The 23,466-nt window shown below is 72.6% G+C and carries 23 protein-coding genes; 12 read left to right on the top strand and 11 right to left on the bottom strand.

Annotation, left to right across the window (positions count from 1 at the left end; genetic code table 11):
* The first annotated feature begins 161 nt into the window (after positions 1 to 161).
* Positions 162 to 1,169: a cobalamin B12-binding domain-containing protein gene (locus tag OG514_RS28775; RefSeq protein ID WP_266899776.1), complete on the top strand. Its 1,008-nt coding sequence runs from the start codon at positions 162 to 164 to the stop codon at positions 1,167 to 1,169.
* Positions 1,170 to 1,235: 66 nt separating this feature from the next.
* Here the strand turns inward: OG514_RS28775 and OG514_RS28770 are convergent, their stop codons facing one another.
* Positions 1,236 to 2,609 (bottom strand): deoxyribodipyrimidine photo-lyase, encoded by a 1,374-nt coding sequence (locus OG514_RS28770; protein WP_266899774.1) that lies wholly within the window; start codon positions 2,607 to 2,609, stop codon positions 1,236 to 1,238.
* Positions 2,610 to 2,691: 82 nt separating this feature from the next.
* On the bottom strand, positions 2,692 to 4,266 hold the full coding sequence (locus OG514_RS28765; RefSeq protein WP_266899772.1) for an SDR family oxidoreductase: 1,575 nt from the start codon (positions 4,264 to 4,266) through the stop codon (positions 2,692 to 2,694).
* A 148-nt stretch (positions 4,267 to 4,414) separates the two neighbouring features.
* On the opposite strand from OG514_RS28765, the gene OG514_RS28760 reads away from it, so the two are divergent.
* Both OG514_RS28760 and OG514_RS28755 read left to right on the top strand, forming a co-directional pair.
* Complete coding sequence (locus tag OG514_RS28760; protein ID WP_266899770.1) at positions 4,415 to 4,909, top strand: MarR family winged helix-turn-helix transcriptional regulator; 495 nt, start codon at positions 4,415 to 4,417, stop codon at positions 4,907 to 4,909.
* 248 nt (positions 4,910 to 5,157) lie between these two features.
* The gene (locus OG514_RS28755; RefSeq protein WP_266899768.1) at positions 5,158 to 7,287 is read left to right on the top strand and encodes an MMPL family transporter; all 2,130 of its coding nucleotides are present in this window, start codon (positions 5,158 to 5,160) and stop codon (positions 7,285 to 7,287) included.
* Here OG514_RS28755 and OG514_RS28750 read toward each other — a convergent pair.
* A complete protein-coding gene (locus OG514_RS28750; RefSeq protein WP_266899766.1) occupies positions 7,280 to 7,909 on the bottom strand; it encodes a fasciclin domain-containing protein in 630 nt (209 codons plus the stop codon). The genes OG514_RS28755 and OG514_RS28750 overlap by 8 nt on opposite strands.
* Before the next feature lie 222 nt (positions 7,910 to 8,131).
* Here OG514_RS28750 and OG514_RS28745 point away from each other — a divergent pair, with 222 nt between their 5' ends.
* Positions 8,132 to 8,716: a sigma-70 family RNA polymerase sigma factor gene (locus OG514_RS28745; protein WP_030313081.1), complete on the top strand. Its 585-nt coding sequence runs from the start codon at positions 8,132 to 8,134 to the stop codon at positions 8,714 to 8,716.
* Positions 8,713 to 9,468, top strand: coding sequence for an anti-sigma factor (locus tag OG514_RS28740; protein WP_266899760.1), 756 nt, complete (start codon positions 8,713 to 8,715; stop codon positions 9,466 to 9,468). The genes OG514_RS28745 and OG514_RS28740 overlap by 4 nt, the downstream gene beginning before the upstream one ends.
* 94 nt (positions 9,469 to 9,562) lie before the next feature.
* Here OG514_RS28740 and OG514_RS28735 read toward each other — a convergent pair whose 3' ends face one another.
* The 5 genes from OG514_RS28735 to OG514_RS28715 all read right to left on the bottom strand — a co-directional run bounded on the left by OG514_RS28735 (position 9,563) and on the right by OG514_RS28715 (position 13,712).
* Entirely contained in the window at positions 9,563 to 10,477 is a 915-nt protein-coding gene (locus OG514_RS28735; RefSeq protein ID WP_266899758.1) for an amino acid ABC transporter permease, read from the bottom strand.
* A complete protein-coding gene (locus OG514_RS28730) occupies positions 10,474 to 11,139 on the bottom strand; it encodes an amino acid ABC transporter permease (RefSeq protein WP_266899756.1) in 666 nt (221 codons plus the stop codon). The genes OG514_RS28735 and OG514_RS28730 overlap by 4 nt, the downstream gene beginning before the upstream one ends.
* A 10-nt stretch (positions 11,140 to 11,149) precedes the next feature.
* Entirely contained in the window at positions 11,150 to 12,019 is an 870-nt protein-coding gene (locus tag OG514_RS28725) for a glutamate ABC transporter substrate-binding protein (RefSeq protein WP_266899754.1), read from the bottom strand.
* Positions 12,020 to 12,070: 51 nt separating this feature from the next.
* Positions 12,071 to 12,826 carry an amino acid ABC transporter ATP-binding protein gene (locus OG514_RS28720; protein ID WP_266899752.1) on the bottom strand — a complete coding sequence of 252 codons (756 nt, stop codon included), beginning with the start codon at positions 12,824 to 12,826 and terminating at the stop codon, positions 12,071 to 12,073.
* Between the two features lie 190 nt (positions 12,827 to 13,016).
* Positions 13,017 to 13,712, bottom strand: a complete 696-nt coding sequence (locus tag OG514_RS28715; protein WP_266899750.1) for an alpha/beta hydrolase — start codon at positions 13,710 to 13,712, stop codon at positions 13,017 to 13,019.
* 259 nt (positions 13,713 to 13,971) lie between these two features.
* On the opposite strand from OG514_RS28715, the gene OG514_RS28710 reads away from it, so the two are divergent.
* Positions 13,972 to 14,430: a Crp/Fnr family transcriptional regulator gene (locus tag OG514_RS28710; protein ID WP_266899748.1), complete on the top strand. Its 459-nt coding sequence runs from the start codon at positions 13,972 to 13,974 to the stop codon at positions 14,428 to 14,430.
* 49 nt (positions 14,431 to 14,479) lie between these two features.
* Here OG514_RS28710 and OG514_RS28705 read toward each other — a convergent pair whose 3' ends face one another.
* The gene (locus tag OG514_RS28705) at positions 14,480 to 15,145 is read right to left on the bottom strand and encodes a Tat pathway signal sequence domain protein (protein ID WP_266899746.1); all 666 of its coding nucleotides are present in this window, start codon (positions 15,143 to 15,145) and stop codon (positions 14,480 to 14,482) included.
* Positions 15,146 to 15,684: 539 nt separating this feature from the next.
* On the opposite strand from OG514_RS28705, the gene OG514_RS28700 reads away from it, so the two are divergent.
* The 6 genes from OG514_RS28700 to OG514_RS28675 all read left to right on the top strand — a co-directional run bounded on the left by OG514_RS28700 (position 15,685) and on the right by OG514_RS28675 (position 21,278).
* On the top strand, positions 15,685 to 16,359 hold the full coding sequence (locus OG514_RS28700; RefSeq protein ID WP_266899744.1) for a TetR/AcrR family transcriptional regulator: 675 nt from the start codon (positions 15,685 to 15,687) through the stop codon (positions 16,357 to 16,359).
* A 196-nt stretch (positions 16,360 to 16,555) separates the two neighbouring features.
* Positions 16,556 to 17,215, top strand: coding sequence for a DUF6230 family protein (locus tag OG514_RS28695; RefSeq protein ID WP_266899742.1), 660 nt, complete (start codon positions 16,556 to 16,558; stop codon positions 17,213 to 17,215).
* Positions 17,216 to 17,217: 2 nt separating this feature from the next.
* Positions 17,218 to 17,670 carry a DUF6114 domain-containing protein gene (locus tag OG514_RS28690; RefSeq protein ID WP_266899740.1) on the top strand — a complete coding sequence of 151 codons (453 nt, stop codon included), beginning with the start codon at positions 17,218 to 17,220 and terminating at the stop codon, positions 17,668 to 17,670.
* Positions 17,671 to 17,855: 185 nt separating this feature from the next.
* Complete coding sequence (locus OG514_RS28685) at positions 17,856 to 19,169, top strand: alpha/beta hydrolase (protein WP_266899738.1); 1,314 nt, start codon at positions 17,856 to 17,858, stop codon at positions 19,167 to 19,169.
* Between the two features lie 89 nt (positions 19,170 to 19,258).
* Positions 19,259 to 20,599 (top strand): carboxyl transferase domain-containing protein, encoded by a 1,341-nt coding sequence (locus OG514_RS28680; RefSeq protein ID WP_266899736.1) that lies wholly within the window; start codon positions 19,259 to 19,261, stop codon positions 20,597 to 20,599.
* A gap of 166 nt (positions 20,600 to 20,765) precedes the next feature.
* Positions 20,766 to 21,278: an SgcJ/EcaC family oxidoreductase gene (locus OG514_RS28675; protein WP_266899734.1), complete on the top strand. Its 513-nt coding sequence runs from the start codon at positions 20,766 to 20,768 to the stop codon at positions 21,276 to 21,278.
* Here the strand turns inward: OG514_RS28675 and OG514_RS28670 are convergent.
* Both OG514_RS28670 and OG514_RS28665 read right to left on the bottom strand, forming a co-directional pair.
* Positions 21,241 to 22,680 carry a HAMP domain-containing sensor histidine kinase gene (locus OG514_RS28670; protein WP_266899732.1) on the bottom strand — a complete coding sequence of 480 codons (1,440 nt, stop codon included), beginning with the start codon at positions 22,678 to 22,680 and terminating at the stop codon, positions 21,241 to 21,243. The two genes, OG514_RS28675 and OG514_RS28670, sit on opposite strands and share 38 nt — an antisense overlap.
* Positions 22,677 to 23,441 carry a response regulator transcription factor gene (locus tag OG514_RS28665; RefSeq protein WP_266899730.1) on the bottom strand — a complete coding sequence of 255 codons (765 nt, stop codon included), beginning with the start codon at positions 23,439 to 23,441 and terminating at the stop codon, positions 22,677 to 22,679. The genes OG514_RS28670 and OG514_RS28665 overlap by 4 nt, the downstream gene beginning before the upstream one ends.
* Positions 23,442 to 23,466 lie beyond the last annotated feature (25 nt).

Genomic DNA, 23,466 nt, shown 5'->3' with positions numbered 1-23,466 from the left:
TGGCGGAGCCATGCCGACCGACGACAACGCGGCGAGGCGCGGCACCAGCCGCCGCGAGCCCGGCCTGATCGGCAAGACACCCCCTAGCGGGGCATCCCAAGGCTCCGTCCCGGCACGGCAACCGCACCATTCGCATCGGTCGTGCGTCGTATCGTGGCTTCATGACCGAACCCTCGCCGGGGCTCACCAGCGGCGCGGTCGCGCGGCGCCTGGGCGTCGCGCCCACGACCCTGCGCTCATGGGACCGGCGCTACGGCATCGGCCCCGCCGCCCACGAGAGCGGCCGGCACCGACGGTGGACTCCGGGTGACATCGCCGTGCTTCAGGAGATGTGCCGTCTGACGGCGTCCGGAGTCCCTCCGGCGGAGGCGGCCCGAGCGGCCCGGACCGCCCGGACCGCCCGGTCCGGAGCCGCGCCGGCCGCGCTCCCCGCCCGGGAGGCACCTACGGCGCCGCCTGCCCGTGGACAGCCCCCGGGCGACGTACGACGAGAACTGCGGGGCCTGGGCCGCGCGGCCGTCCGGCTCGACTCCGGGGCCATGGACGAGCTGCTGGAGTCCGTGATCGCGCGGCACGGTCTGGTCGCCGCCTGGGAGGAGGTGCTGGCGCCGGCCCTGCATGCCGTGGGCCGCAAGTGGGAGACCTCGGAGGACCGCTACGTCGAGGTGGAGCACCTGTTGTCCTGGCACGTGTCGACGGCGTTGCGCCGGGTCGGCGCGGCGGGGCGTACCGGGCCCCCGGAGGCCGGCACTCCCCCGGTGCTGCTCGCCTGCGTGCCCAACGAGCAGCACACGCTCCCGCTGGAGGCACTCGCCGCGGGGCTTGCCGAACTCGGGGTGCCCACCCTGATGTTCGGGGCGGCCGTGCCGCCGGAGGCGCTCGACCAGGCGGTACGGAGGACCGGACCCGCCGCTGTCGTGCTGTGGGCCCAGGCACGGTCGACGGCCCATCACCCCCTGGCCCGCCACGTCGCCGACGCCTCCTGGGGCGTCAGAGGCGCCCGGACGCGGACGGCGGTCCTCCTCGCGGGTCCCGGCTGGGCGGGCCGGACTCCCGGGCCGGGGATGCTGCGCCCCGTCGGTCTGCGGGACGCCCTGTCCCTCCTGCACGGTCTCTGCGCCGCGGCACGGGACGGCGAGGGGACCGCCGCCCCTTCGGGAGGGCCCTGAGCGGTCACCGTTCGGCGCGCTCCCGAGATCCGTCGCGCGGTCCGCCAAACAGGCCCAAGACACCCCCTAGTCCTGTCCCCGGGCGTGCCGGAAGCGGGCGAGGCCGTCGGCGAGTTCGACCACGGGGTCGGGGTAGTCGTACCGGGCCCGTTCGAGACCGGGCAGCTTCCACGGCTCGTGGACCGCGGGGCCTCGGAGCCCGGCGAGTTCCGGCACCCAACGCCGCACGTACGCGCCGTCGGGGTCGTACCGCCTGCCCTGGATCACCGGGTTGAGCACCCGGTTGGGGCGGCTGTCGGTGCCGGTGCCGGCCATCCACTGCCAGTTGAGCTGGTTGTTGGCGACATCGCCGTCGATCAGCAGGTCCAGGAAGTGCCTCGCCCCCTCGCGCCAGTCGATGTACAGGGTCTTGGTCAGGAACGAGGCGGCGAGCAGCCGCCCGCGGTTGTGCATCCAGCCCTCGTGGGCGAGCTGGCGCATCGCCGCGTCGACGACGGGGTAGCCGGTGCGGCCGTCCCGCCACGCCGCGAGGTCGGCGTCCGCGTGCTTCCCGTGCCGCCAGTGGTCGTGCCGGGGGCGGTAGTCGGCGGCGGCGGCGTCGGGGCGCGCGGCGAGGACCTGGTGGTGGAAGTCTCGCCAGCAGAGCTGGCGTACGAACGCCTCCGCGCCCGCCCCGCCGCGCGACCGGGCCCGGTGGACCGCCTCGGCCGCCGAGACGGCGCCGAAGTGGAGGTACGGCGAGAGGCGGGACGTCGCGTCGCCCGCGAGGTCGTCATGGCCTTCCTCGTACGTGTCCGCGCCCCGCGTCAGCCAGGCGGTGAGCCGTCTCCTGCCCTCCTTCTCCCCTCCGGTGGCGAGGCCCTCGGAGACGTACGGGACGTCCGTGCGGGACGGAAGGTCCTCGGAGCCGATCTCCGGGGGTGTCCGGACCGCTCGCGGCGCCGCCAGCGGCTCGCGCAGCCGCTCGCGCGACCAGCGCCGGAAATAGGGGGTGAAGACCGCGTAGTGGTCCGATCCGCTCGGTGTCACCGCGCCCGTGGGCAGCGCGGTGACGACGGCGTCGTGGACGTACAGGCGCCGCCCGTCCGCCTCCAGGGCGCGGCGCAGCCGGTCCTCACGGCGCCGGGCGAACCCACTGCAGCCGGCCGCCATGTGGACGTCGTCGGCGTCGGCCTCCCGCACGACGGCGCACACCTCGGCGACGGGGTCGCCCGAGCGCACCACGAGGCGGCCGCCGCGCTCGCGCAGTTCGTCGTCGAGACCGGCGAGGCAGTCCGCGAGGAAGGCGTTCCGGTTCGGCGCCGAGTGGCCCGCGCGGGCCACGGCCGGATCTCGTACGAACAGCGGGACGACCTCGTTCCCCCGGCCCAGCGCGGCACGCAGGGGCGGATGGTCGTGGACACGGAGGTCCGAGGTGAACAGGACGACCGAGACGTTCATGGCACCGCTCCTGGCATGGGGCCACCGACCGTGACGGCGAGGCTCCGGCCCGGTGGTCGCTGTGGTGACGTGCGTGCGGAGGTCATTCGCCCTGCGGGGGCGATCCGGATGCGGACGACGAGCCGGGCACCGGCGACGGGCCCGCCGTCCCCGCCGCCTCGCTCGCCTCCGCCGTCAGCGCGATGTTGCGGGCCATACCGCCGAAGACCACGGCGTGGAACGGCGCGACGCTCCACCAGTACGCGTGGCCGGCCAGGCCGTGGGGATGGAACAGGGCGCGCTGGCGGTAGCGGGTCACCCCGCCACCGTCGCGCTCGGCGTACATCTCCAGCCAGGCGAGGCCGGGGAGCCTCATCTCGGCGCGCAGCCGCAGCAGCCGGCCCCGTTCGATCTCCTCCACCCGCCAGAAGTCCAGCGAGTCCCCGGCTCTCAGATGCAGGGCGTCGCGCCGGCCCCGGCGCAGACCGACGCCTCCGACGAGCCGGTCGAGCCAGCCCCGGACGGCCCAGGCGAGGGGGAAGGAGTACCAGCCGTTCTCGCCTCCGACGCCCTCGACGACCCGCCACAGCGCCTGCGGTGACGCACCGACGGTGAGTTCGCGCTCGTCGGTGTACAGGCTGCCGCCCGCCCAGTCGGGGTCGGTGGGCAGCGGGTCGCTCGGCGCGCCCGGTACGGAGGCGGAGGACCAACGGGTGGTGGTCCGGGCCTCGCGGACCCGTTGGAGGGCCAGGGACAGCGCTCGGTCGAATCCGAGAGGGGCGCCGGGCGGGTCCGGCACCAGGTCGGCGATGTCGTGCTCGTCGCAGACGACCTCGTACCGCAGCGACTCCGCGAGCGGGCGGGCGATGGACCGGGGCACCGGGGTGACAAGGCCGATCCAGTGGCTGGACAGCCGGGGCGTGAGGACCGGCACGGGGAAGATGAGCCGCCGGGGCAGTCCGGCGACGGCGGCGTAGCGGCGCATCATCCCGAGGTACGTGAGGACGTCGGGGCCGCCGATGTCGAAGGTCCGGCTGACCTCCGCGGGCATCCGCGCGCTGCCGACCAGATAGCGCAGGACGTCCCGGACGGCGATCGGCTGGATGCGGGTACGGACCCAGCTCGGGGTGACCATCACGGGCAGGCGTTCCGTGAGGTACCGGAGCATCTCGAACGAGGCAGAGCCGGATCCGATGATGACGGCGGCGCGGAGCACCGTGGTGGGAACCCCGGATTCCAGGAGGATGCGGCCCACCTCGGCGCGTGAACGCAGATGCGGCGACAACTCCTGGTCGGGCACGCCACGAGGGGTGAGACCGCCGAGGTAGACGATGCGGCCGACACCGGCGGCACGGGCCTCTCGGGCGAAGTTCTCGGCCGCCGTACGGTCGGTGCGCTCGAAGCCGTGCCCGGCGCCCAGGGCGTGCACCAGGTAGTACGCGACGTCGACGCCGCGGAAGGCGGGCGCGAGGGTGTCGGCGTCGGTGACGTCACCCCGGACGATCTCCACTTCCCCGGCCCAGGGGTGGTCGCGCAGTTTCGCGGGGGTGCGGGCCAGGCACCGCACCCGGAAACCCGCCTCCAGGAGTTCGGGGACGAGGCGGCCGCCGATGTAGCCGCTGGCGCCGGTGACCAGGCACAGCGGTCCCGGGGTCTCGTGCCCTGACGCGTCGCTCATGGATCTGCTCCGTTCCGTTGTCGGTGGAGGTCCGCCGTCGGTGGGGGTGCCGCGCTCCCCCATCGGCCGGGGGTGCGGCTTCCTCCTGTTCCCTTCCGGAGGTGCGGCCGCCGCGGATGCACGGGGCCGGTTTCTATAGGCTGATCGTGTGGCCAGTACAGAGGAACCCGAGACCGGTGGGACCGCCCCCGGGCGCGTGCCGGGTGATGCGCAGAGCTTCGCCCGCGCGCTGCGGCGGACGAACGGTGAGATCAATCGGCTGGTCCATGGTTTCGCGCTCGCGCAGGGACTGCATCCCACGGACGTGCAGGCGCTCTCGGTCGTCCTGGACAGTCCGGAGCCGCTGACGCCGGGTCGTCTGAGGGAGCACCTGGGGTTGACCTCGGGGGCGGTCACAGCCTGTCTCGACCGGCTCGAACGGGCCGGGCACATCCGCCGCTCCCGGGAGAGCGCCGATCGCAGGGTCGTCCATGTGCATTACGTGGAGGGGGCGAAGGCCGCCGCACGCAGCTACTTCATGCCGCTGGCGCAGGCGGCGGAGCGGGCCCGGCTGCGGTTCGACACGGAGGAGCTGGCCGTGGCCGTGCGCTTCCTGGATGCGTTGAACGAGGAACTCGGCGACCTGCACGTCCCGCGCCGCTGACCGAAGCAGCCGCCGCCCCGGCGAGCCCTCGCCTCCCACGCGCTCCCCCCCGGCGAGCCCTCGCCTCCCGCCTTCTCTCCACCGGAGAGCCCTCGTCTCTCTCCTCCGGCCCTCTCTCCCCCGGCGAGCCCTGGGCACCCCATGCCGCTCGCTCGGTCTCCCCGTGCTTCAATCTCTCTCAATCATTGAGATTCTTTCTCCTTGAGACACTTCCTTCCGTGTCGAGAGACCCCTGCCCTGGAGTCCGCATGCCCCGCCCCACACGATGGGCCGCCCGTCTGTTGCCCCTCGTCCTGCTCGTCCTCTGGCTCGCCGTCGGCGGCGGGCTCGGCCCTTACGCGGGCAAGCTCGGCGAGGTGGCCACCAACGACCAGGCCGCCTTCCTCCCCCGAAGCGCCGAGTCCACCCGGGTGATCGAGGCCCAGCGGGCCTTCCGCCAGGACGAGACGCTCCCCGCGCTCGTCGTCTGGACCTCACCGGGCGGCGGACCGATCGACCCCGGGACCCGGGCCGCCGCCACCCGCGCGCTGGCGACGCTCACCGGACAGCCCGGTGTCGTCGGCACCCCGACCCCGGCACTGCCCTCCGAGGACGGGAAGGCGCTGCGCGGAGTCGTTCAGCTCCGCCCCGACCTCGCTGACGAGCTCACGCCCACGCTGGAGGAGATCGACCGGGCGGCCTCCGCGGTGCCCGGGACGACCGTGTGGCTCGCCGGTCCCGCCGCCACCCAGGCCGATCTGTCGGACGCCTTCGCCGGCATCGACGGGCTGCTGCTCGCGGTCGCCCTGGTCACGGTGCTGCTCATCCTGCTGCTCGTGTACCGCAGCGTGCTGTTGCCCCTGATCATCATCGTCGGCGCGGTGCTCGCGCTCGCCCTCGCCTGCGCCGTGGTGTACGTGCTCGCCGACCACGACGTCGTCCGGGTCGACGGACAGGTCCAGGGCATCCTGTCGATCCTGGTCATCGGCGCCGCGACCGACTACGCGCTGCTCCTCGCCGCCCGCTACCGCGAGGAGCTCGCCCGGCTCGGCGGAGAACGCGTCCCCGCCATGCGCGCGGCGCTGCGCCAGTCCGCCGGCCCCATCACGGCCAGCGCGGCCACCGTCGCGCTCGCCCTGCTCGCCCTGCTGTTCAGCGATCTGACCAACAACCGGGCCCTCGGCCCGGTGGGAGCCATCGGCATCGTCTGCGCCGTGCTGAGCACGCTGACCTTCCTGCCCGCCGTCCTGGTCCTGCTCGGCCGCGCCGCGTACTGGCCCTCCCGGCCCCGCCCGTCCGAGTCCGAGGGCGGCGGCCACGGGATCTGGCGCCGCGTGGCCGCACTGGTGGACCGTGCTCCCCGCAAGGTGTGGGCGGTGACGCTCGCCGGGCTCCTCGCCTGTGCCGCCTTCGCGCCGGTCCTGGAGTCCAAGGGGGTTCCCCTCGACGAGATCTTCGTGAACGACGCCCCGTCCGTCGCCGCGCAGGAGCAACTCGGACGGCACTTCCCCGGTGGAGCCGGCAACCCGGCGATCGTCATCGCCGACGCGGACGCGGCGGCCCGGGTGACCGCGGCCGCGGAGCGGGTCGAGGGTGTGGACTCGGCCGCGGCCGTCACCGCCTCCGGCCGGCCGGGGGCCGGAGCACCGCTGGTCGTCGACGGACGGGTCCGGATCGACGTCACCCTGACCGACGCCGCCGACAGCGACGCGGCCAAGGCGGCGGTGGCCCGGCTCCGCACATCCGTGCACGCGGTGCCGGGGGCGGACGCCCTCGTCGGCGGCTACACGGCGCAGCGGTACGACACCCAGCGGACCGCCGAGCGCGACCGGATGCTGATCGTGCCGGTGGTGCTCGCCGTCATTCTGGCCATCCTCGTGCTCCTCCTCCGCTCGGTCCTGATGCCGCTGCTGCTCGTGGCCACGGTGGCGCTGAACTTCCTCGCCACCCTCGGGGTCTCGGCCCTGGTCTTCAGGTACGTCTTCGGCTTCAGCGGCACGGACTCCTCGGTTCCGCTCTACGGATTCGTGTTCCTGGTCGCGCTCGGCGTGGACTACAACATCTTCCTGATGTCCCGCGTGCGGGAGGAGTCGCTGCGGCACGGGGTCCGCGAAGGCGTGCTGCGCGGGCTGACCGCCACCGGCGGTGTCATCACGTCCGCCGGTGTGGTGCTCGCCGCCACGTTCGCGGCGCTGGGCGTCATTCCGCTCGCCTTCCTGGTGCAGATCGCCTTCATCGTGGCGTTCGGCGTCCTCCTGGACACCCTCGTCGTCCGCTCGCTGCTCGTGCCCGCCCTCGTACGGGACCTCGGCCCCGTCGCATGGTGGCCGGGTGCGCTCAGCCGGAAGGCGACGGGGCCGGAGGGCGGTGCCTCCCGGAAGAACGCCTCCGCTACTTAGGCGTCAGCACCGTGTCGATGATGTAGACGGTGGCGTTGGCGGTGGGAACGTTGCCGCAGACCACCTTCGCGGAGTCGTTGACCGTGAAGGACTCGCCGGAGCCCCGGGTGGTCAGCCTGCCCTTCTGGAGGGTCTCGAAGGAGCCGTTCTCCAGCTGCTTCGGGGTCAGCTTCTGGCCCACGACGTGGTACGTGAGGATGTCCGTCAGCATCGCCTTGTCGGCGAGGACCTTGTCCAGGTCCGCCTTCGGGATCTTGGCGAAGGCGGCGTTGGTCGGCGCGAACACCGTGATGTTCGCGGCGTTGTTCAGCGTGTCGACAAGCCCTGCCTGCTTCACGGCGGTGACCAGCGTCGACAGCTCGGGGTTGTTCGAGGCGGCCGTGGCCACCGGGTCCTTGGCCATGCCGTCGAAGGAACCGGCGCCGTCCTTCGGCACCGAGGCGCACCCGGGTCCGAAGGGACCGTCGCCCGTGATGGCGGTCGCCGTGGACTGCGAGGGCGCCGCCGCGGGGGCGGCCGCTCCGTCACCGCTCGCCTCGGCCGAACAGGCGGTCAGGCCCAGCGGCAACAGCACGGCGGCGGTCACGGCGACGGTGGCGCGACGGAAGGTCTGGGTGTTCATGATCACTCCTGGGGCTTCGGGTCCACCGGTCGGCGGCCCCTCACCGGTCATTCGGTGCGCGGCCGCGTCCGGATGGCTCCCCTCACCCGAATGAGTGATGAGGATCGGCTGGCGCGCCTCGGCCGGCGGAGCTGTGCGGAAAAGCCCCCGGCGCGACCCGTCCGCCGGGCCGTCGGCTCCGAACACCTCCTGTACTCAAGTGATTCCTGGAGGAAACCGCCGGTGAGAGAGAACGTGTGGATCGGCGACGTCCGACCAGCGGCTCCGGACCTTCCCGAGCTGATGGGGCGCGTGGCACTCGGCGACCAGCAGGCCTTCACGGCCGTCTTCGAGGCCGTCTCAGGGCCGGTGCTCGGCCTCGTCCGCACCGTGCTGCGGGACCCCGCCCAGTCGGAGGAGGTCGCCCAGGAGGTGCTGGTCGAGGTGTGGCGGACCGCGGCCCGCTACGAGCCCGCCCGGGGGTCGGTCCTGGCCTGGGTCATGACGCTCGCGCACCGCAGGGCCGTCGACCGTGTGCGGTCCGAACAGGCGGCGTCGAACCGGGAGAAGCGGGTGGCTCTGCTGGAGCACACGGCCGCCTACGACGAGGTGGTGGAGCAGGTGGAGGGCCGGCTGGAGCGGGAGCAGGTCCGGCGCTGTCTGCGGGGCCTCACCGAGTTGCAGCGCCAGTCGGTGAACCTGGCGTACTACCGGGGCCTCACCTATCGCGAGGTCGCCGAACTGCTGGCCGTGCCGCTGGGCACGGTCAAGGCGCGGATGCGCGACGGGCTCATCCGGCTCAGGGACTGTCTGGGGGTGGGCGTGTGAACGCCGCGGATCCGCACACGATGACCGGCGCGTATGCGCTCGACGCGCTGGACCCCGAGGAGCACGAGGCCGTACGGCGTCATCTGGCGGAGTGTCCGTCGTGCGCCCAGGAGGTCCGGGAGTTCTCCGAGACCGTCGTCCGGCTCGGTCTCGCCGTCGCCGTGACGCCGACCGCCACGCTGCGGACGGGCGTCCTGGAGCGGATCGCGACCGTACGCCAGGAGCCGCCGGAGACCGCGAGGGCCTCGCGGGCCCCGCGCGGGCGGCGCGGCCTGCGCCGGTGGTCGCACTGGGCGCTGGCGGCCTGTCTCGCCGGAGCCGTCGGACTCGGCGGGGCCGCGGTCTGGCAGCACGGACTGGCCGAGGACGCCCGGCAGGAGACGGCCCGCGCACGCGAGGCGAACGACGCCGTCGCCGAGGTCCTCGCGGCCCCGGACGCCCGCGTCTCCACCAGCCGGCTCGGGGGAGGCGCGGTGGGCACGGTCGTCGTCTCGGCCTCGCTCGACCGGGCGGTGTTCGCCGCCTCCGGCATGGCGCCGCCACCGGCCGGCAAGGTCTACCAGCTCTGGTACGACGACGGGGGCACCATGCGGTCCGCAGGGCTGATGGACCCGGGTGCCACCGCCGAGGCGACCCTCCTCGACGGTCCGGTGAACCGGGCGTCCGGGGTGGGGGTCACCGTCGAGCCGGCCGGTGGCTCGCCGAGTCCGACCTCCGCACCGGTGGCGGTGCTCGCCCTCCCCCGGACCTGACCGGTGGCACGCGGAGTGGGGGCACGCGCACGCGTGCTCCCACTCCGCTCCGCCTTGGCCTCCCCCTGCCCTGCCTGCCTGCCTGCCCTGAGGATCATTTGGTCTCGTCGGTCGGACCCATGTGTTCGCCCGGCGTGGCCAGTTCCTCGACCGCGCCCACGCCGACGACCGCGCCCGTGGACTTCTTGCCGCGCCGCAGCCGGCCTTCGAGCCAGGAGGCGAAGGTGGTGAGCGCGAAGTTGAGGATGACGAAGAGCACGGCGACGACGGTGAAGCAGGCGATCGCGTTGGCCCCGTAGTTGGCGCTCATCGGTCGGACGGAGGCGAGGAGTTCGGAGAAGCCGAGCATCGCGCCGCCGAGCGCGGTGTCCTTGACGATGACGACGAGCTGGCTGACGAGCGCGGGCAGCATGGCCGTGACCGACTGCGGGAGGAGCACGTACGTCATGGTCTGGCCCTTGCGCATGCCGATGGCCTTCGCCGCGTCGGTCTGGCCGGCGGGGAGAGCGAGGATGCCGGCGCGGACGACCTCGGCGAGAACGGAGGCGTTGTAGAGGACGAGGCCGGTGACGACGGCGTACAGCGGGCGGACGTCCGGGCTGATGTCGAAGAACTCGGAGTAGGCCGCGTTGGCGAAGAGCATGAGGATCAGGACGGGGATCGCGCGGAAGAACTCGACGACGGTTCCCGCCGTGCCGCGGACGGCCCGGTGGTCGGAGAGGCGGGAGATGCCGAGGAGGGCGCCGAGGGGCAGGGCGATCACCATGGCGAGTCCGGCGGCGATCACGGTGTTCTTGAGCGCGGGGAGGATGTACGTCTCCCAGACGCGGGCGTCGGTGAAGAAGGGGGCCCACTTGGACCATTCGAGCTGGCCCTTGTCGGCGAGGCTCGCCACGACCCACCACGCGACCGCGGCCAGCGCGACCAGGAACAGCAGCGTCCACAGGAGGTTGCGCCGCCGGGCGCGGGGCCCGGGGACGTCGTAGAGGACGGTGGGCTTGGTCTTCACCGTTTCACCGCCACCTTCTTGGCCACCCAGCCGAGGAAGAGTCCGGTGGGCAGGGTCAGACAGATGAAGCCGACGGCGAAGATCGCGGAGATGAGGATGAGCTGGGCCTCGTTCTCGATCATCTCCCGCATCAGCAGGGCCGCTTCGGCGACTCCGATGGCGGCGGCCACGGTGGTGTTCTTGGTGAGGGCGATGAGGACGTTGGCGAGGGGGCCGACGACGGAGCGGAAGGCCTGCGGGAGCACGACGATGCGGAGGACCTGGGGGAAGCTGAGGCCGATGGCGCGGGCGGCCTCGACCTGCCCGAGGGGGACGGTGTTGATGCCGGAGCGCAGTGCCTCGCAGACGAAGGCGCTGGTGTACGCGGTGAGACCGAGGACGGCGAGCCGGAAGTTGATCGTGGTGAAGCGGTCGGCGCCCATGTCGACGCCGAGGGTCTGGAAGAGGCCGAGCGAGGTGAAGACGATGATGACGGTGAGGGGGATGTTGCGGACGATGTTGATGTAGGCGGTGCCGAAGCCCCGCATGAGGGGGACGGGGCTGACGCGCATCGCGGCCAGCAGCGTCCCCCAGACGAGGGAGCCGATCGCCGAGTAGACGGTGAGCTGCACCGTCACCCAGAAGGCTCCGAGCAGGTCGTACCCCTGGAGGAAGTCGAACACGACGGCCCGCTCACTTCACGATGACGCCGATCTCGGGGGCGGGTTCGTTCTGGTAGTTGGCGGGGCCGAAGTTCTTCTTCACCGCCGCGTCCCAGGAACCGTCGGCGACCATCTTCTCCAGGGCTGTGTTGATCTTGGCCTTGAGGTCGCTGCCCTTCTGGACGCCGATGCCGTAGTTCTCGTTGCTCAGCTTGAATCCGCCGAGCTTGAACTTGCCCTTGAACTCGTCCTGCGACGCGTACCCGGCGAGGATCGAGTCGTCGGTGGTGAGGGCGTCGATGACACCGTTCTCCAGACCGGTCAGGCACTCGGAGTAGCCGCCGTACTCCTGGAGTTGGGCGTCCGGGGCGATCTTGTCCTTGACGTTCTGCGCGGACGTCGAGCCGGTGACCGAGCAGAGCTTCTTGTTGTTCAGGTCGGACGGCTGCTTGATCGAGTCGTCGTCGGCGCGGATCAGCACGTCCTGGTGGGCGAGGAGGTAGGGGCCGGCGAAGTCGACCTTCTCGGCCCGCTTGTCGTTGATCGAGTAGGAGGCCGCGATGAAGTCCACGTCACCGCGCTGGAGCAGCGTCTCCCGGTCGGCGCTCTTGGCCTCCTTCCACACGATGTCGGACGGGTCGTGGCCGAGCTCCTTGGCGATGTACGTGGCCACGTCGACGTCGAAGCCGGTGTAGGTGCCGTCGGGGGTCTTCAGGCCGATGCCGGGCTGGTCGTACTTGATGCCGACGGTGATCTCGTCGCCGCCGTGGTCGCGTGGCACGGCACCGGTCGCGCCGTTCGCGAATCCGGCGGAGGTGAAGGAGAGGACGACGGCCGCGGCGACGGCCACGGTGGCCCTGCCGGTCCGGACGGTGGCCCTGCGGGTCCTGGTCGTGTTCATGAGGATCACCCCTGGGGGCTGCTGGTCGGGCGACGGCCGTGCCGGGCGGGCTCAGTGGTGGAGGATCTTGGACAGGAAGTCCTTGGCACGGTCGCTGCGCGGGTTGCTGAAGAACTCGTCCGGGGTCGTCTCCTCGACGATCCGTCCGTCGGCCATGAAGACGACGCGGTTGGCGGCGGAACGGGCGAAGCCCATCTCATGGGTGACGACCACCATCGTCATGCCGTCCCGGGCGAGTTGCTGCATGACCTCCAAGACCTCGTTGATCATCTCGGGGTCGAGCGCGGAGGTCGGCTCGTCGAAGAGCATCACTTTCGGATCCATGGCGAGGGCGCGGGCGATCGCCACACGCTGTTGCTGGCCGCCGGAGAGCTGGGCCGGGTACTTGTCCGCCTGCGAGGCGACACCGACCCGGTCGAGGAGCGCGCGGGCGCGTTCCTCGGCCGCCTTCTTGTCCTTCTTACGGACCTTGATCTGGCCCAGGGTGACGTTGCCGAGCACCGTCTTGTGCGCGAAGAGGTTGAAGGACTGGAAGACCATGCCGACGTCGGCCCGCAGGGCCGCGAGTTCACGCCCCTCGGCCGGCAGGGGGCGTCCGTCGACGACGATCTCGCCGTTGTCGATGGTCTCCAGGCGGTTGATCGCGCGGCAGAGCGTCGACTTCCCCGATCCGGACGGCCCGATGACGACCACGACCTCGCCGCGGTGGATCGTCAGGTCGATGGACTGGAGGACGTGCAGGGCGCCGAAGTGCTTGTCGACCCCGCGCAGCACGACGAGCGCGTCTCCGCCTTCCGGGACGGGCATGGCACCCTCCTGGCTCGCGCTGTCGTTCGCTCACGCCCCCGCTTGCCGCTTCCTCCTCACGTTCATGCTCCGCCCTCCGCCCTGCCCCCGCACGCCGGAGGGGGTGCACGGAGGGTGAGCGGGTACGCCGCGACGTGACCCCCGGCCGGGGCCGGGGGTCACGTCGCGGAAGGGAGGACCGGCCGGGCGGTCAGGCCCCGGTCTCGCGTACGGCCAGCTCGATCAGGTCGCAGACCTCGGCGGGCCGGGAGGCGAGCGAGGCGTGGCTCGCGTCGAGCTCGATGGTCTTGCGCGGGTTCATGCGCGCGGCCATGCGGCGCTCGTTGTCCGGGTGGATCATGCGGTCCTCGGTGGAGACCTGGTAGTACGTGGGCTTGGCCCGCCAGGCCGGGGCGGCGACGTTGTCGCCGAAGGTGGAGGCGAGCGGTGCCTTCTGGGTGACGGCCATGACCAGGGCCTCATCCTGGCTCAGGTCCTGGGCGAAGCTGTCGTGGAACTTGTCCTGCTTGACCCAGAGATAGCCGTCGGAGTCGGGGACGATGTTCTCGAAGGCGGCCGACGGGTGCTCCTCGCTGATCTGTCCGGGGCTCTCCCCGGCATCCGGGGCGAACGCCGCGATGTAGACGAGGCCGGTCACGTTCGGCAGGTCGCCCGCCTCGGTGATGACGGCGCCGCCGTAGGAGTGGCCGACGAGCAGCACGGGCCCGTCGACCTGCTTGACCATCTTCCGGGTGCGCTCGGCGTCGTGGGCGAGCGAGGTCAGCGGGTTCTCGACGGCGTGGAGGCGGTCGTGGCCGCGCCGGTGGAGTTCGGTGATCACCTTCGACCAGTGGGCGGCGCCGCCCCAGAAGCCGTGGACAAGGACGATCGCGGGCTTGTCTGCCATGGGTTCCGTACCGATCTGCGTGAGGAATGAATCCCGCCCCTGCTCCCGCCCCGTAACCCCGCCGTCACGCTACGGGAGGGGTGCCGGGCCCGCACCTCCGACCGGAGCACGCGCGGGTACGGCGGCAGCGCCCGCACCTCGTCCGGCCGAAGCACGCGCGCGTACAGCGGCAGCGCACGCGGACGACCGGAGCAGGCGCGCGTGGGGGCGGCCTGGCGGACACTGGGGGTGGGAGCCGACTGTGCGAGGAGGGTCCGCCATGAGCAGTGCCGCACCCAAGGTCAGCACGTTGCCGCCGGAGCACCGGGAGCGGCTGATGGCCTTCGCCGAGGACGTGCACTTCGAATCCGGTCACCGGCTGTTCGAGGAACAGCAGCACGCCGACCGGTTCTGGATCGTGAAGACGGGCGCGGTGACGCTCGACGCGAAGGTGCCGGGGCGCGGGGCGCCCGTGATCGAGACCTTGCGCCACGGTGAGCTGGTCGGCCTGTCGTGGCTGTTCCCGCCGTATCTGTGCCAGTCGGGTGCCGAGGCGATGACGCCGGTCCGGGCGCACGAGTTCGACGCCCCCGCCGTCCGCTCGATGTGCCATACGGACATGGAGTTCGGGGCCTCGGTCATGTTCTGGGTGGGCGCGATCCTGGCCCATCGCCTCCATGTGACCCGGGTCCGGCTCCTCGATCTGTACGCCCCGCACGGGAGCGGCATCCTGGCGTGAGCGCTCCGGCCCTCTCGTACCCGAGTACGAGGGGGCCGGAGCTCGGGGGTCAGTTCACGAAGACGGCGGGGCTGCCGGCCTGGCTGGTGTCCCGGACGGGTCCGTACTTGGCGGAGAAGAAGCCGTTGGCCGGGCAGGTGCCGGGGCCGCTGAACTTGGTGAACTGCTGGTTGGTGAAGGTGAGCGAGTTGTCGGTGTTCGACGGTGTGGCCGTGAGGCTGGTGGCCCGGTAGACGCAGGTCGTCACACCGAGGATGGTGTTGATCTTCAGGGTGGTCTGGATCGGGCCGGTGGCACCCGCGGTGACGGTGAGCGCGCCGCCGGACACGACGGCGGTGGCGAACGGCAGGTTGTTCACCGTGATGCTCTGGACGCCCGTCGCTCCGATGATGTTGGTGGTGCAGCTGCTCAGCGTGTGGGCCGTGGCGGACTCGGTGGCGGTGCCGGGCGCGGCGGGGTTGCCGGTGACGGTGGCGGTGAACGCCGAGGTGTTGCAGGTGATGCCGGTGCTGCCGCCGGAGGTGGTGGCGATCCGGGCCTGCGTCCCGGCGGGGAGCGTGGCGTTGAGGACGTCGCCGACGGCGACGGCGGTGCCGCCCGGGCCGCCGGTGGTGAGGACGTTGCCGGCGGCGGCGGTGGCGCCGGCCTGGGTGGTCGCGGCCAGGCCGGCGGTGACGGCGAGGCCGAGGGTGAGGAGGAGAGCGCGCTTGCGCATGAGGGTGCTTCCTTCCGTACGGAGGTGGGGGTGCGGAACTCGGCTGTACTGCGACGGTGCTGCTGCCGTACGAGGTTGTGTGCGGCCGTACGGCTGCCGTACTCGGCGGTGTGCGTGGGTCCGGCGGGGAGTACGGGGATCTGCGGGAGCCAGGAGCGGCAGGCGAGGACGGGCAGCTGTGCGCAGGGGTGAGCGACAGGGGTGAACGGCTCCGCCTGGGGTCGAGCGGCTCCCACGGGGAGCGAGCGGATCCGGATGCGGATCCGTGTGCCGGATCCGCATCCGGATCCGTGTGTCGGATCCAGGTACGGATCCGTGTCGGGTCGAGCGGCTCCGCGCAGGGGTGAGCGGCGGTACGGGCGGTGCGCGACCACCGCCGGAACGATCCGGCGCCACGGATGTCCGGCAGCGGTGACGCGAGAGGTGCGGGAGCGTGATACTCGGTGCGGTGCGCGGTGGGGACGCGCCGAGAGGAAAACCCATCAGGGTTGTAATCCTGTCGAGTATGTGACGTCAACAACCCGCGGAGGATGTGGCCGATGACGAGTGCTCACGGAACCGAGGAGGGGCTCGTCCTGCCGGGGGCCCGCTCAGGACGTGAGCCGGAGCGCTCGCTGCGCCCCGGGCCGCGCCGGCTCACGCCCGAGCAGGTGGCCTCCCGGCAGCGGGAGCGGCTGCTGGACGGCGTCGCCAGGACGGTCGCGGAGAACGGCTACGCGGGAGCACGGATCAGTGACATCTGCCGGGCCGCCGGAGTGACCCGCCCCGTCTTCTACGAGCTGTTCTCCGGCAAGGAGGACGCCGTCATCGCCGCGTACCGGGGCGGCACGCAGCAGGTGGTGCGGGCCATGCAGCGGGCGTACGACGAGACGGGCGGGGCGACGGACTGGCCGAGCTCGGTACGGGCCGGGCTGCGGGTGTTACTGACCCTCCTCACCCAGACGCCGGCGTTCGCCACGATGGTGGTCGAGATCGAGTCGCTGGGGCCCGCGGGGCGCCGGGCCCGCGCCGAACTTCTGGCCAGTTTTCGACGGTTCTTCACGGATGCCCCGCCGGGGCCGCCGTGGGTCGCGAGGGGCGAGCTGGTGGACACCGTGGTGGGTGCCGTCCACGCCGCGGTGCACCGGGCGGTCGACGAGGGGCGGACCGCCGATCTTCCCCTGCTCCTGGACAGTCTCGTGCATGTCGTGGTGGCCCCCTTCACCTCCGAATGATCGATCGTCAGGGCCCCGGCACACCACCGATGCACGGTGGTTGACCCCGGGTAACAGCAAGCCTTACGGTCCGAAAGGTTCCCTGCGGCACGTCTGCCTCCGCACCACGCGAGGAAGACCCAGGCAGGTTGGGGAACTGTCCGCGCCAGGACGTCGCCGCGCAGGTCTGTTTCCTCACTCACGTCAGGAGCACCGCATGGCCCTGTCCGAAGACACCCCCGAAGAGAACACGAACACCTCGTTACCCGAAGGCGGTTCGGGCAGACGCGGCCGGGTCCGCTTCCGCCGTGCCGCCCTGATGGGCGTCCCCGCCCTGGCCGCGGCCGCCACCCTCGTGGTGCTGACCGCGCAAGGAGCGCTCGCCGCCCAGTTCGCCATCTCCGGCATGCCGTTCACGGTCACCGCCGACTCCATGGAGGGCAGGGGCTTCGGACAGTTCGGAGCCCTCGACAACATGGCGGAGGGCAGCCCCAACGCCGGCGACACCGGCGGTCAGGTGCTCGTCATCGTCACCGCGATCCGCGAGGCCGAACTCACCAAACTCTGCCAGAGCGTGGAACTCGGCGGCACGTTCCTGCACATCACGGCGGGCGGCAAGGGCACCCCCGTGAAGGCCACGGGGCTCACCACCGACTCCACCGACATCTCCGGCAAGCTCGCCGACTTCGACAACATCGAGATCGGCGGCGACGCCAGCACCTTCGAGAAACCGCCGGTCAAGGGCCCGCTCGGCTCCTTCGGGCAGCAGGCCGACACCGTCACCATCAAGGACCTGCGGCAGACCAACTACGCCACGACCGCCGTCCGGTTCACCCTCCCCGACCTGCACATGAGCTTCAGCTCGAAGGGCTGCTGAGCATGGCGCCCGGCCGTCCCCGGCAGCTCTGGCGGACCTTCCGGCGCTGGCGGCACCGGCGGCCCTTCGGCGCCGGTCTCGCCCTCGCCCTGGGCGGAGGCGAGATCCTGCTGACCCAGCGGGCGAGCATCAACGTGATCCTCACGGCGGGGGCCGACAGCCTGGTCGGCTACGTCCTGCCCGTGCTCATGGTCATCTGTGGACTGCTCGTCGTCCTCAATCCGCGCCAGCGGCTCTTCTACTCGGTCGTCGGCGTGCTGGCGTCCCTGGGGAGCTGGGTGACGTCCAACCTGGGCGGATTCTTCGTGGGGATGATGCTGGGGCTGATCGGCAGCTCGCTCGCCTTCGGCTGGCTGCCAGACCGGCCCCCGCGCGGCGGGTGGCGCCCCTGGCGCCGCAAGACGGGGACGGCCGGGCGACACACCGGCACGGAGACGCCGGCGACGGCCGGTTGACGGCCGACGCCCCCGAAACCGCCGCTGCCGGGCAACGGCCCCCTGGAGTACGGGGGTTCCGAACACCGGTAGCGGGGTTCCGGCTGAACCTGCCTGCCCCCTCCGGCCGTTGAGGCCAACCCCACCCCTCGTCCGGGGGCCCACGGGATGTCCGCGACGCGGTGGCGACCCCTAGCGTCGTCGCCATGACAACCGACACACGTTCTCCGGTCCGGGCGGGGCGGCGCCGTACCGCCCGGCGTACCGTCGCCGCCGGAACCCTCCTGGTCATGACCCTGCTCGCGGCCGCCCCCGCCGCCACCGCGTCCGGCCCCGCCGGGGCAGCCACCGCGATCACGGCGGACCGGCAGGGCGAAACCCGCCGCGGCACCCTCCTCGACATCACCCCGGTCGCCGCCCTCGACCGGGAAGAGGTGGCCGCGTTCGTCTCCGGGCCCGGGATCGACGCACGCGGCGTGCGGTACGGGGTGACGGCCCACCGGCTCACCTACCGCACCGTCACCCCCACGGGGGCGCCGACCACGGCCACCGGTCTCCTCGTCCTGCCCCGGGGCGGCCCGCACCGGCTCTCCCTGGTCTCCGACACGCACGGCACGATGGTGCACCGCGACTACGCGCCGTCGGTGGGCGAGGGCTTCGGCCGGCTCTCCCCCTATCTGTACGCCGCCGGGGGCCGCGCCGTCGCCGCTCCCGACTACCTGGGGCTCGGCCGGGGCCCCGGCCGCCACCCGTACATGGACACCCGCTCCTCCGTCTCCGCCTCGCTCGACATGCTGCGCGCGGCCCGGCAGGCCGCCCGGCGGCTCGACCGGCCGCTCACCGGCGACGTGTACGCGACGGGCTTCTCCCAGGGCGGGCAGGTGGCGATGGGACTCGGCCGCGAGCTGGCCGGCGGGGCCGACCGCGGGTTCCGGCTGCGGGCCCTCGCCCCGATCAGCGGACCGTACGACATCGAGGGCAGCGAGACCCCCGGAGCCCTCGACGGGCGCGTGGAGCCCCGGAGCGCCGTCTTCTACTTCTCCTACTTCCTCACCGCCCAGAACCGGCTCCGGCCGCTCTACCGGGACCCGGCCGAGGTGTTCCGGGCGCCGTACGCCGGGTTCGTCGAGGACCTCTTCGACGGCGCACACGGCGAGGAGGAGATCACCGAACGGCTGCCGGGCACGCTGGAGGAGCTGTTCACCGCGGACTTCCTGGAGAAGCTGCGGCACCCCTCGGGCGAGCTGCTGCGCACGTTCCGCGCCAACGACGGCACCTGCGACTGGCGACCGGAGGCGCCCGTACGCCTGTACACGGCCACCGGCGACCGGGACGTGCCGATCGCCAACTCCCGGGCCTGCGCGGCGGACCTGGCCCGGCACGGGCGGAAGGCGACCGTCGTCGACCAGGGGGCGGTGAACCACTTCGGGGCGTTCGGGACGTCCGTACCGCGGATCGCGGAATGGTTCGACGCGATGGACGCCCGTGCGGCGCGGGGCGGCGGGGGCGGCGCGCGGTAGGACGGTACGGTGGGAGGGCAAGATCCGGGAGGCTCCACGCCCCCGGTCCGCCCCTCCCCCACACCCCGTCGACGAGCTGCGAGGCCCGGATGAGCGACCCGACGACGGCACGCGAGGCGATCAGTCTCGTCACCGGCGACGACTTCACCGAACTCCCCTTCACCGAGGGCCCTTTGACCGGCGACGGGCCGATCGGGTGGCCCGGCTACTCCGACACGCACGCGCGTGCCTCCGCCCGCACCGGCGAGACCGAGTCGGTGGTCTGCGGGACGGGCGGGATCGGCGGCGTACAAGTGGTCCTGATCTCCTTCGAGTTCCGGTTCCTCGGCGGCTCCCTCGGGGAGCGGACCGGCGCGCGGGCCGCCGCCGCCCACGCACTGGCCCGCGCGCGACGACTGCCCGTGGTCGTGCTGCCGGCCACCGGCGGCAGCCGGATGCACGAAGGGATGCGCGCCCTTCTCCAACTCCAGTTCCTGGCCCGCGAGTCCGCTCTCACCCGGGCCGCCGGACTGCCGCAGATCGCCGTCCTGAGGGATCCGACGACGGGCGGCGGCTGGGCCACGCTCGGCGCCGGATCGGATGTGGTCCTCGCGCTGCCCGGAGCCCAGGTCGGCTTCGCCGGTTCCCGCGTCCGCCCGCCGGACGCGGACCCTGCCGCGTACACGGCGGAGGCACAGCTCGCCCATGGCCACGTCGACGCGATCGTGACTCCCGACGCACTCCCCGGCACCCTCGGGCGCTGGCTCTCCCTGCTCACCCGCCCCGCGCAGGGCCCGGTCGCTCCGCCGCGTGCGCTCGGCGACCCGGTCACGCCACCCGCCGCGAGCGGCCGGGAAGCGGTGGCCCGCGCCCGGCACCCCGAGCGGCCCCGGGCCGCCACGTACCTCGACGCGCACTTCTCCGTCCGCGAGGAGATCTCGGGCGACCGCTCCGGGGGCGTCGACCCGGGCATGCGGTGCGGCTTCGGGCGGCTCCCCGACGGCCGTACGGTCGCGTACGCCGCGCAGTGCGGGACCGCGACCCGCCCGGCCGGCTTCCGTACGGCCGCCCGGCTCGTGAGGCTCGCCGACCGGCTGGGGATCCCGGTCCTCACCCTCATCGACACGCCGGGGGCGGCCAACGACCCGGCGGCGGAGCGCGCCGGAGCGGGCCCCGCGATCGCCGACCTGTTCGCCGCCGTGGTCTCCGCCCGCGTCCCCGTCACCTCCCTCCTCATCGGCGAGGGCGGCTCCGGCGGCGCGCTCGCCCTCGCCGCCCCCGACAACCTCTGGGCCACGCCCGACAGTTACTTCTCGGTGATCGCCCCGGAGGCGGCCGCGTCCATCCTCAAGCGCCCGCCGGAGGAGTCCGACACCACGGCGGACCAACTCCGTCTGCGCCCACGGGACCTCCTGGACCTCGGCGTCGTCCGGGGCGTCGTGGAGCCGTAGGGCCCGCCCGGCGGCGATCCCACGGGCGGCCGCCTGCGCGTGTCCTGTCCGTACCTTTGCCGTGTGCTGTACGGGGGTTGTACGGGCGCTGTACCGGGCGACGCGAGAGTGGCCGCACGCGAACGCAACGGCGTTCGGCGGACGTTCACCTGACGCAGGAGTCCCGATGAAGCCCATATCCCGTACCCGTGCCGTCCTGGCCGCCGGACTCGCCGTGGCGACCCTCGGCACCCTCACCGCCGGGGTCGGCATCGCCCAGGCGGGCGAGAAGGACGGCAGGCGCGGCAAGGTCGGTGAGCGGGAGATCGCCGGCCTCTTCGACCGGTGGAACGCGGCGCTGCGGACCGGGGACGCGGAGAAGGTCACCGACCGGTACGCCGAGGACGCCGTCCTGCTGCCGACCGCCTCGCCCCGGATCCGTACCGACCACGCGGACATCGCCGACTACTTCGAGCACTTCCTCCAGAAGAAGCCGCGGGGTGAGAAGATCCGCTCGGTGATCACCGTCCTGGACGAGAACTCGGCGATCGACGCAGGCCTCTACCGCTTCCACCTCACCGACCCGAGGACCGGCGCCACCCAGGCCGTCGAGGCCCGCTACTCCTACGCGTACGAGAAGCGGGACGGCCGGTGGCTGATCGTCAACCACCACTCCTCGGTGCTGCCGGCCGAGGGCTGATCCACCGGGGCGCCTCGGCCGGCGTCCGCAACCCGATCCGTACGCACAGTCCGCCGCCGGGCGCGTCCCGGAGGGCCACCCCGCCGCCGTCGTCCGTGACCAGCTGCTTGACGATGGCGAGGCCGAGACCGGATCCGGTACGGCCGGTCAGCCCCTGGCCGCGCCAGAACCGGTCGAAGGCGCGGGCCTGTTCGGCGGCGGACATGCCGGGGCCCTGGTCGAGGACCTCCAGGACGGCCTCGTCCTGACCGCCGACGTCCACCCGTACGGTGATCGTCCCCCGGTCGGGAGAGACCTCCAGGGCGTTGGAGAGGACGTTGTCGAGGACCTGGTCGAGGTTGCCGGGCCCCGCGAGCACCCGGAGCCGGTCGTCGGCGTCGCCGGTGAGGACGATGGTCACGCCGCGCTCGTCGGCCGCCGGGCGCCAGACGTCCAGCCGTTCCTCGACCAGCTCGCGCAGGGGCAGCGGTTCGGGCGCCGACACCTTCGCCTCGGCACGGGCGAGCACGAGCAGGCCGCTGACCAGACGGCTCATCCGCACGACCTCGGCGGTGGCCTGGTCGACGTCCTCGCGGACGAACTCGTCGTCGACCCCGTCCGCGATGTTGTCGAGCGAGAGCCGCAGCGCCGTCAGCGGCGTACGCAGCTGGTGCGAGGCGTCCGCGACGAAGATGCGCTGCGAGGCGACCAGGGTGTCGAGCCGCTCGGCGCCCTGGTTGAGCGTACGGGCCAGGGTCTGCGTCTCCTGGGGACCGGTCACGGGTGAGCGGGCGGTGAGATCGCCGTCGCCGAAGCGGCTGGCCATGTCGTTGAGCTGGCGCAGCGGCTTGGTGAGCAACCGGGCCACGATCGCGCCGAGCCCGGCCGCGACCGCGAGCACGCCGACCGCGAGGATGGCCCGGAAGCCCCAGATCCGCCAGAGCCGGCCGGTGAGGTCGGCGGTCTCGTACCGGATGCGCACCGCGCCGACGATCCGTTCCTCCCGCGTCACGGCCTCCCCGCGCGCGTACACGGGCACGGTGACCACCAGCTCGGGCCCCCACACGAGCCGCGAACCCCAGTCGACGGTGGTCCTCCCCCGCCCGAGCGCCTCGCCGAACGCGGGGTCGTCCGGGTCCGCCGGCAGGGGCAGCGTGGGTACGGCGCTCGTGCCGTCGGCCGCGACCACCTCGACGGTGCCGGGAGTCTCGTCGGCGTACGCCCCCGCCATCCGGGCCAGCGCCTGCCGGGCGGGCTCGTCGCCGTCCCCGAGCAGCAGCGCCATCGTGGTGGCCTCACGGCGCACGGACTCCTCGGTGTCCCCCCGCAGTTGCGCGGTGAGCGTGAAGGCGACCGGCACGGTGAAGGCGGCGAGGGCGACCGCGACGAGCGCCACGTAGCTGACGATCAGCCGCTTGATCACGCCGGATCCGGTCGGGCCGATTCGACGGCCTCGACGGCCTCGACGGCCTCGACGGCCTCGACGGCCTCGACGGCCTCGACGGCCTCGACGGCCTCGACGGCCTCGACGACCAGTCTGAAGCCGACTCCGCGGACGGCCTCGATGGACACCGCCCCGGCCAGCTTGCGCCGCAGCCCCGCCACGTGCACGTCCAACGTCTTGGTCGGGCCGAACCAGTTGGCGTCCCAGACGGCCTCCATGATCTGCTCACGGGACATCAAGGCGCCCGGTTCCTCGGTGAGGAACGACAGCAGGTCGTACTCCTTGGGCGTCAGCGCCACCTCGGCGCCGTCGAGCCGGACTCGCGCCGCCTTGCGGTCGACGCTCAGCCGGGTCCCGTAGTACTGGGGCCCCGCGGGCCGGTCCGCCGGCCGCACACGTCGCATCACGGCCCGGATCCGGGCGATCACCTCGCGCACCCCGAAGGGCTTGGAGACGTAGTCGTCGGCCCCGATCTCCAGGCCGACGACCCGATCGGTCTCGTCGCTGCGGGCGCTGATCACGATGATGGGTACGTCTCCGCGCCGCCGAAGCGCCCGGCAGACGTCGAGCCCGTCGGTGTCGGGCAGGCCGAGATCGAGCAGCACCAGGTCGTACGGCGTGGTGACGGCGAGCCCCGCCGCTCCCGTGGTGACCCACTCCACCTCGAACCCGTAGCGCAGCAGCCCTCGCCGCAGGGACTCCGCGACCGGCTCGTCGTCTTCCACCAGGAGTACACGCACGGGGAAACCCTAGTTCGAGTTCCGT

Source organism: Streptomyces sp. NBC_00572, assembly GCF_026341815.1.
GTDB lineage: Bacteria > Actinomycetota > Actinomycetes > Streptomycetales > Streptomycetaceae > Streptomyces.
Note: the sequence above shows the minus strand (reverse complement) of the source record. Positions and strands in the feature narration are given on the sequence as shown.

Coding starts and splice junctions, on each gene's coding strand:
- OG514_RS28710 (WP_266899748.1), top strand. CDS start 13,972: ATGAGCAGTGCCGCACCCAAGGTCAGCACGTTGCCGCCGGAGCACCGG.
- OG514_RS28695 (WP_266899742.1), top strand. CDS start 16,556: ATGGCCCTGTCCGAAGACACCCCCGAAGAGAACACGAACACCTCGTTA.
- OG514_RS28725 (WP_266899754.1), bottom strand. CDS start 12,019: ATGAACACGACCAGGACCCGCAGGGCCACCGTCCGGACCGGCAGGGCC.
- OG514_RS28755 (WP_266899768.1), top strand. CDS start 5,158: ATGCCCCGCCCCACACGATGGGCCGCCCGTCTGTTGCCCCTCGTCCTG.
- OG514_RS28750 (WP_266899766.1), bottom strand. CDS start 7,909: ATGAACACCCAGACCTTCCGTCGCGCCACCGTCGCCGTGACCGCCGCC.
- OG514_RS28775 (WP_266899776.1), top strand. CDS start 162: ATGACCGAACCCTCGCCGGGGCTCACCAGCGGCGCGGTCGCGCGGCGC.
- OG514_RS28715 (WP_266899750.1), bottom strand. CDS start 13,712: ATGGCAGACAAGCCCGCGATCGTCCTTGTCCACGGCTTCTGGGGCGGC.
- OG514_RS28705 (WP_266899746.1), bottom strand. CDS start 15,145: ATGCGCAAGCGCGCTCTCCTCCTCACCCTCGGCCTCGCCGTCACCGCC.
- OG514_RS28690 (WP_266899740.1), top strand. CDS start 17,218: ATGGCGCCCGGCCGTCCCCGGCAGCTCTGGCGGACCTTCCGGCGCTGG.
- OG514_RS28720 (WP_266899752.1), bottom strand. CDS start 12,826: ATGCCCGTCCCGGAAGGCGGAGACGCGCTCGTCGTGCTGCGCGGGGTC.
- OG514_RS28765 (WP_266899772.1), bottom strand. CDS start 4,266: ATGAGCGACGCGTCAGGGCACGAGACCCCGGGACCGCTGTGCCTGGTC.
- OG514_RS28700 (WP_266899744.1), top strand. CDS start 15,685: ATGACGAGTGCTCACGGAACCGAGGAGGGGCTCGTCCTGCCGGGGGCC.
- OG514_RS28680 (WP_266899736.1), top strand. CDS start 19,259: ATGAGCGACCCGACGACGGCACGCGAGGCGATCAGTCTCGTCACCGGC.
- OG514_RS28770 (WP_266899774.1), bottom strand. CDS start 2,609: ATGAACGTCTCGGTCGTCCTGTTCACCTCGGACCTCCGTGTCCACGAC.
- OG514_RS28675 (WP_266899734.1), top strand. CDS start 20,766: ATGAAGCCCATATCCCGTACCCGTGCCGTCCTGGCCGCCGGACTCGCC.
- OG514_RS28685 (WP_266899738.1), top strand. CDS start 17,856: ATGACAACCGACACACGTTCTCCGGTCCGGGCGGGGCGGCGCCGTACC.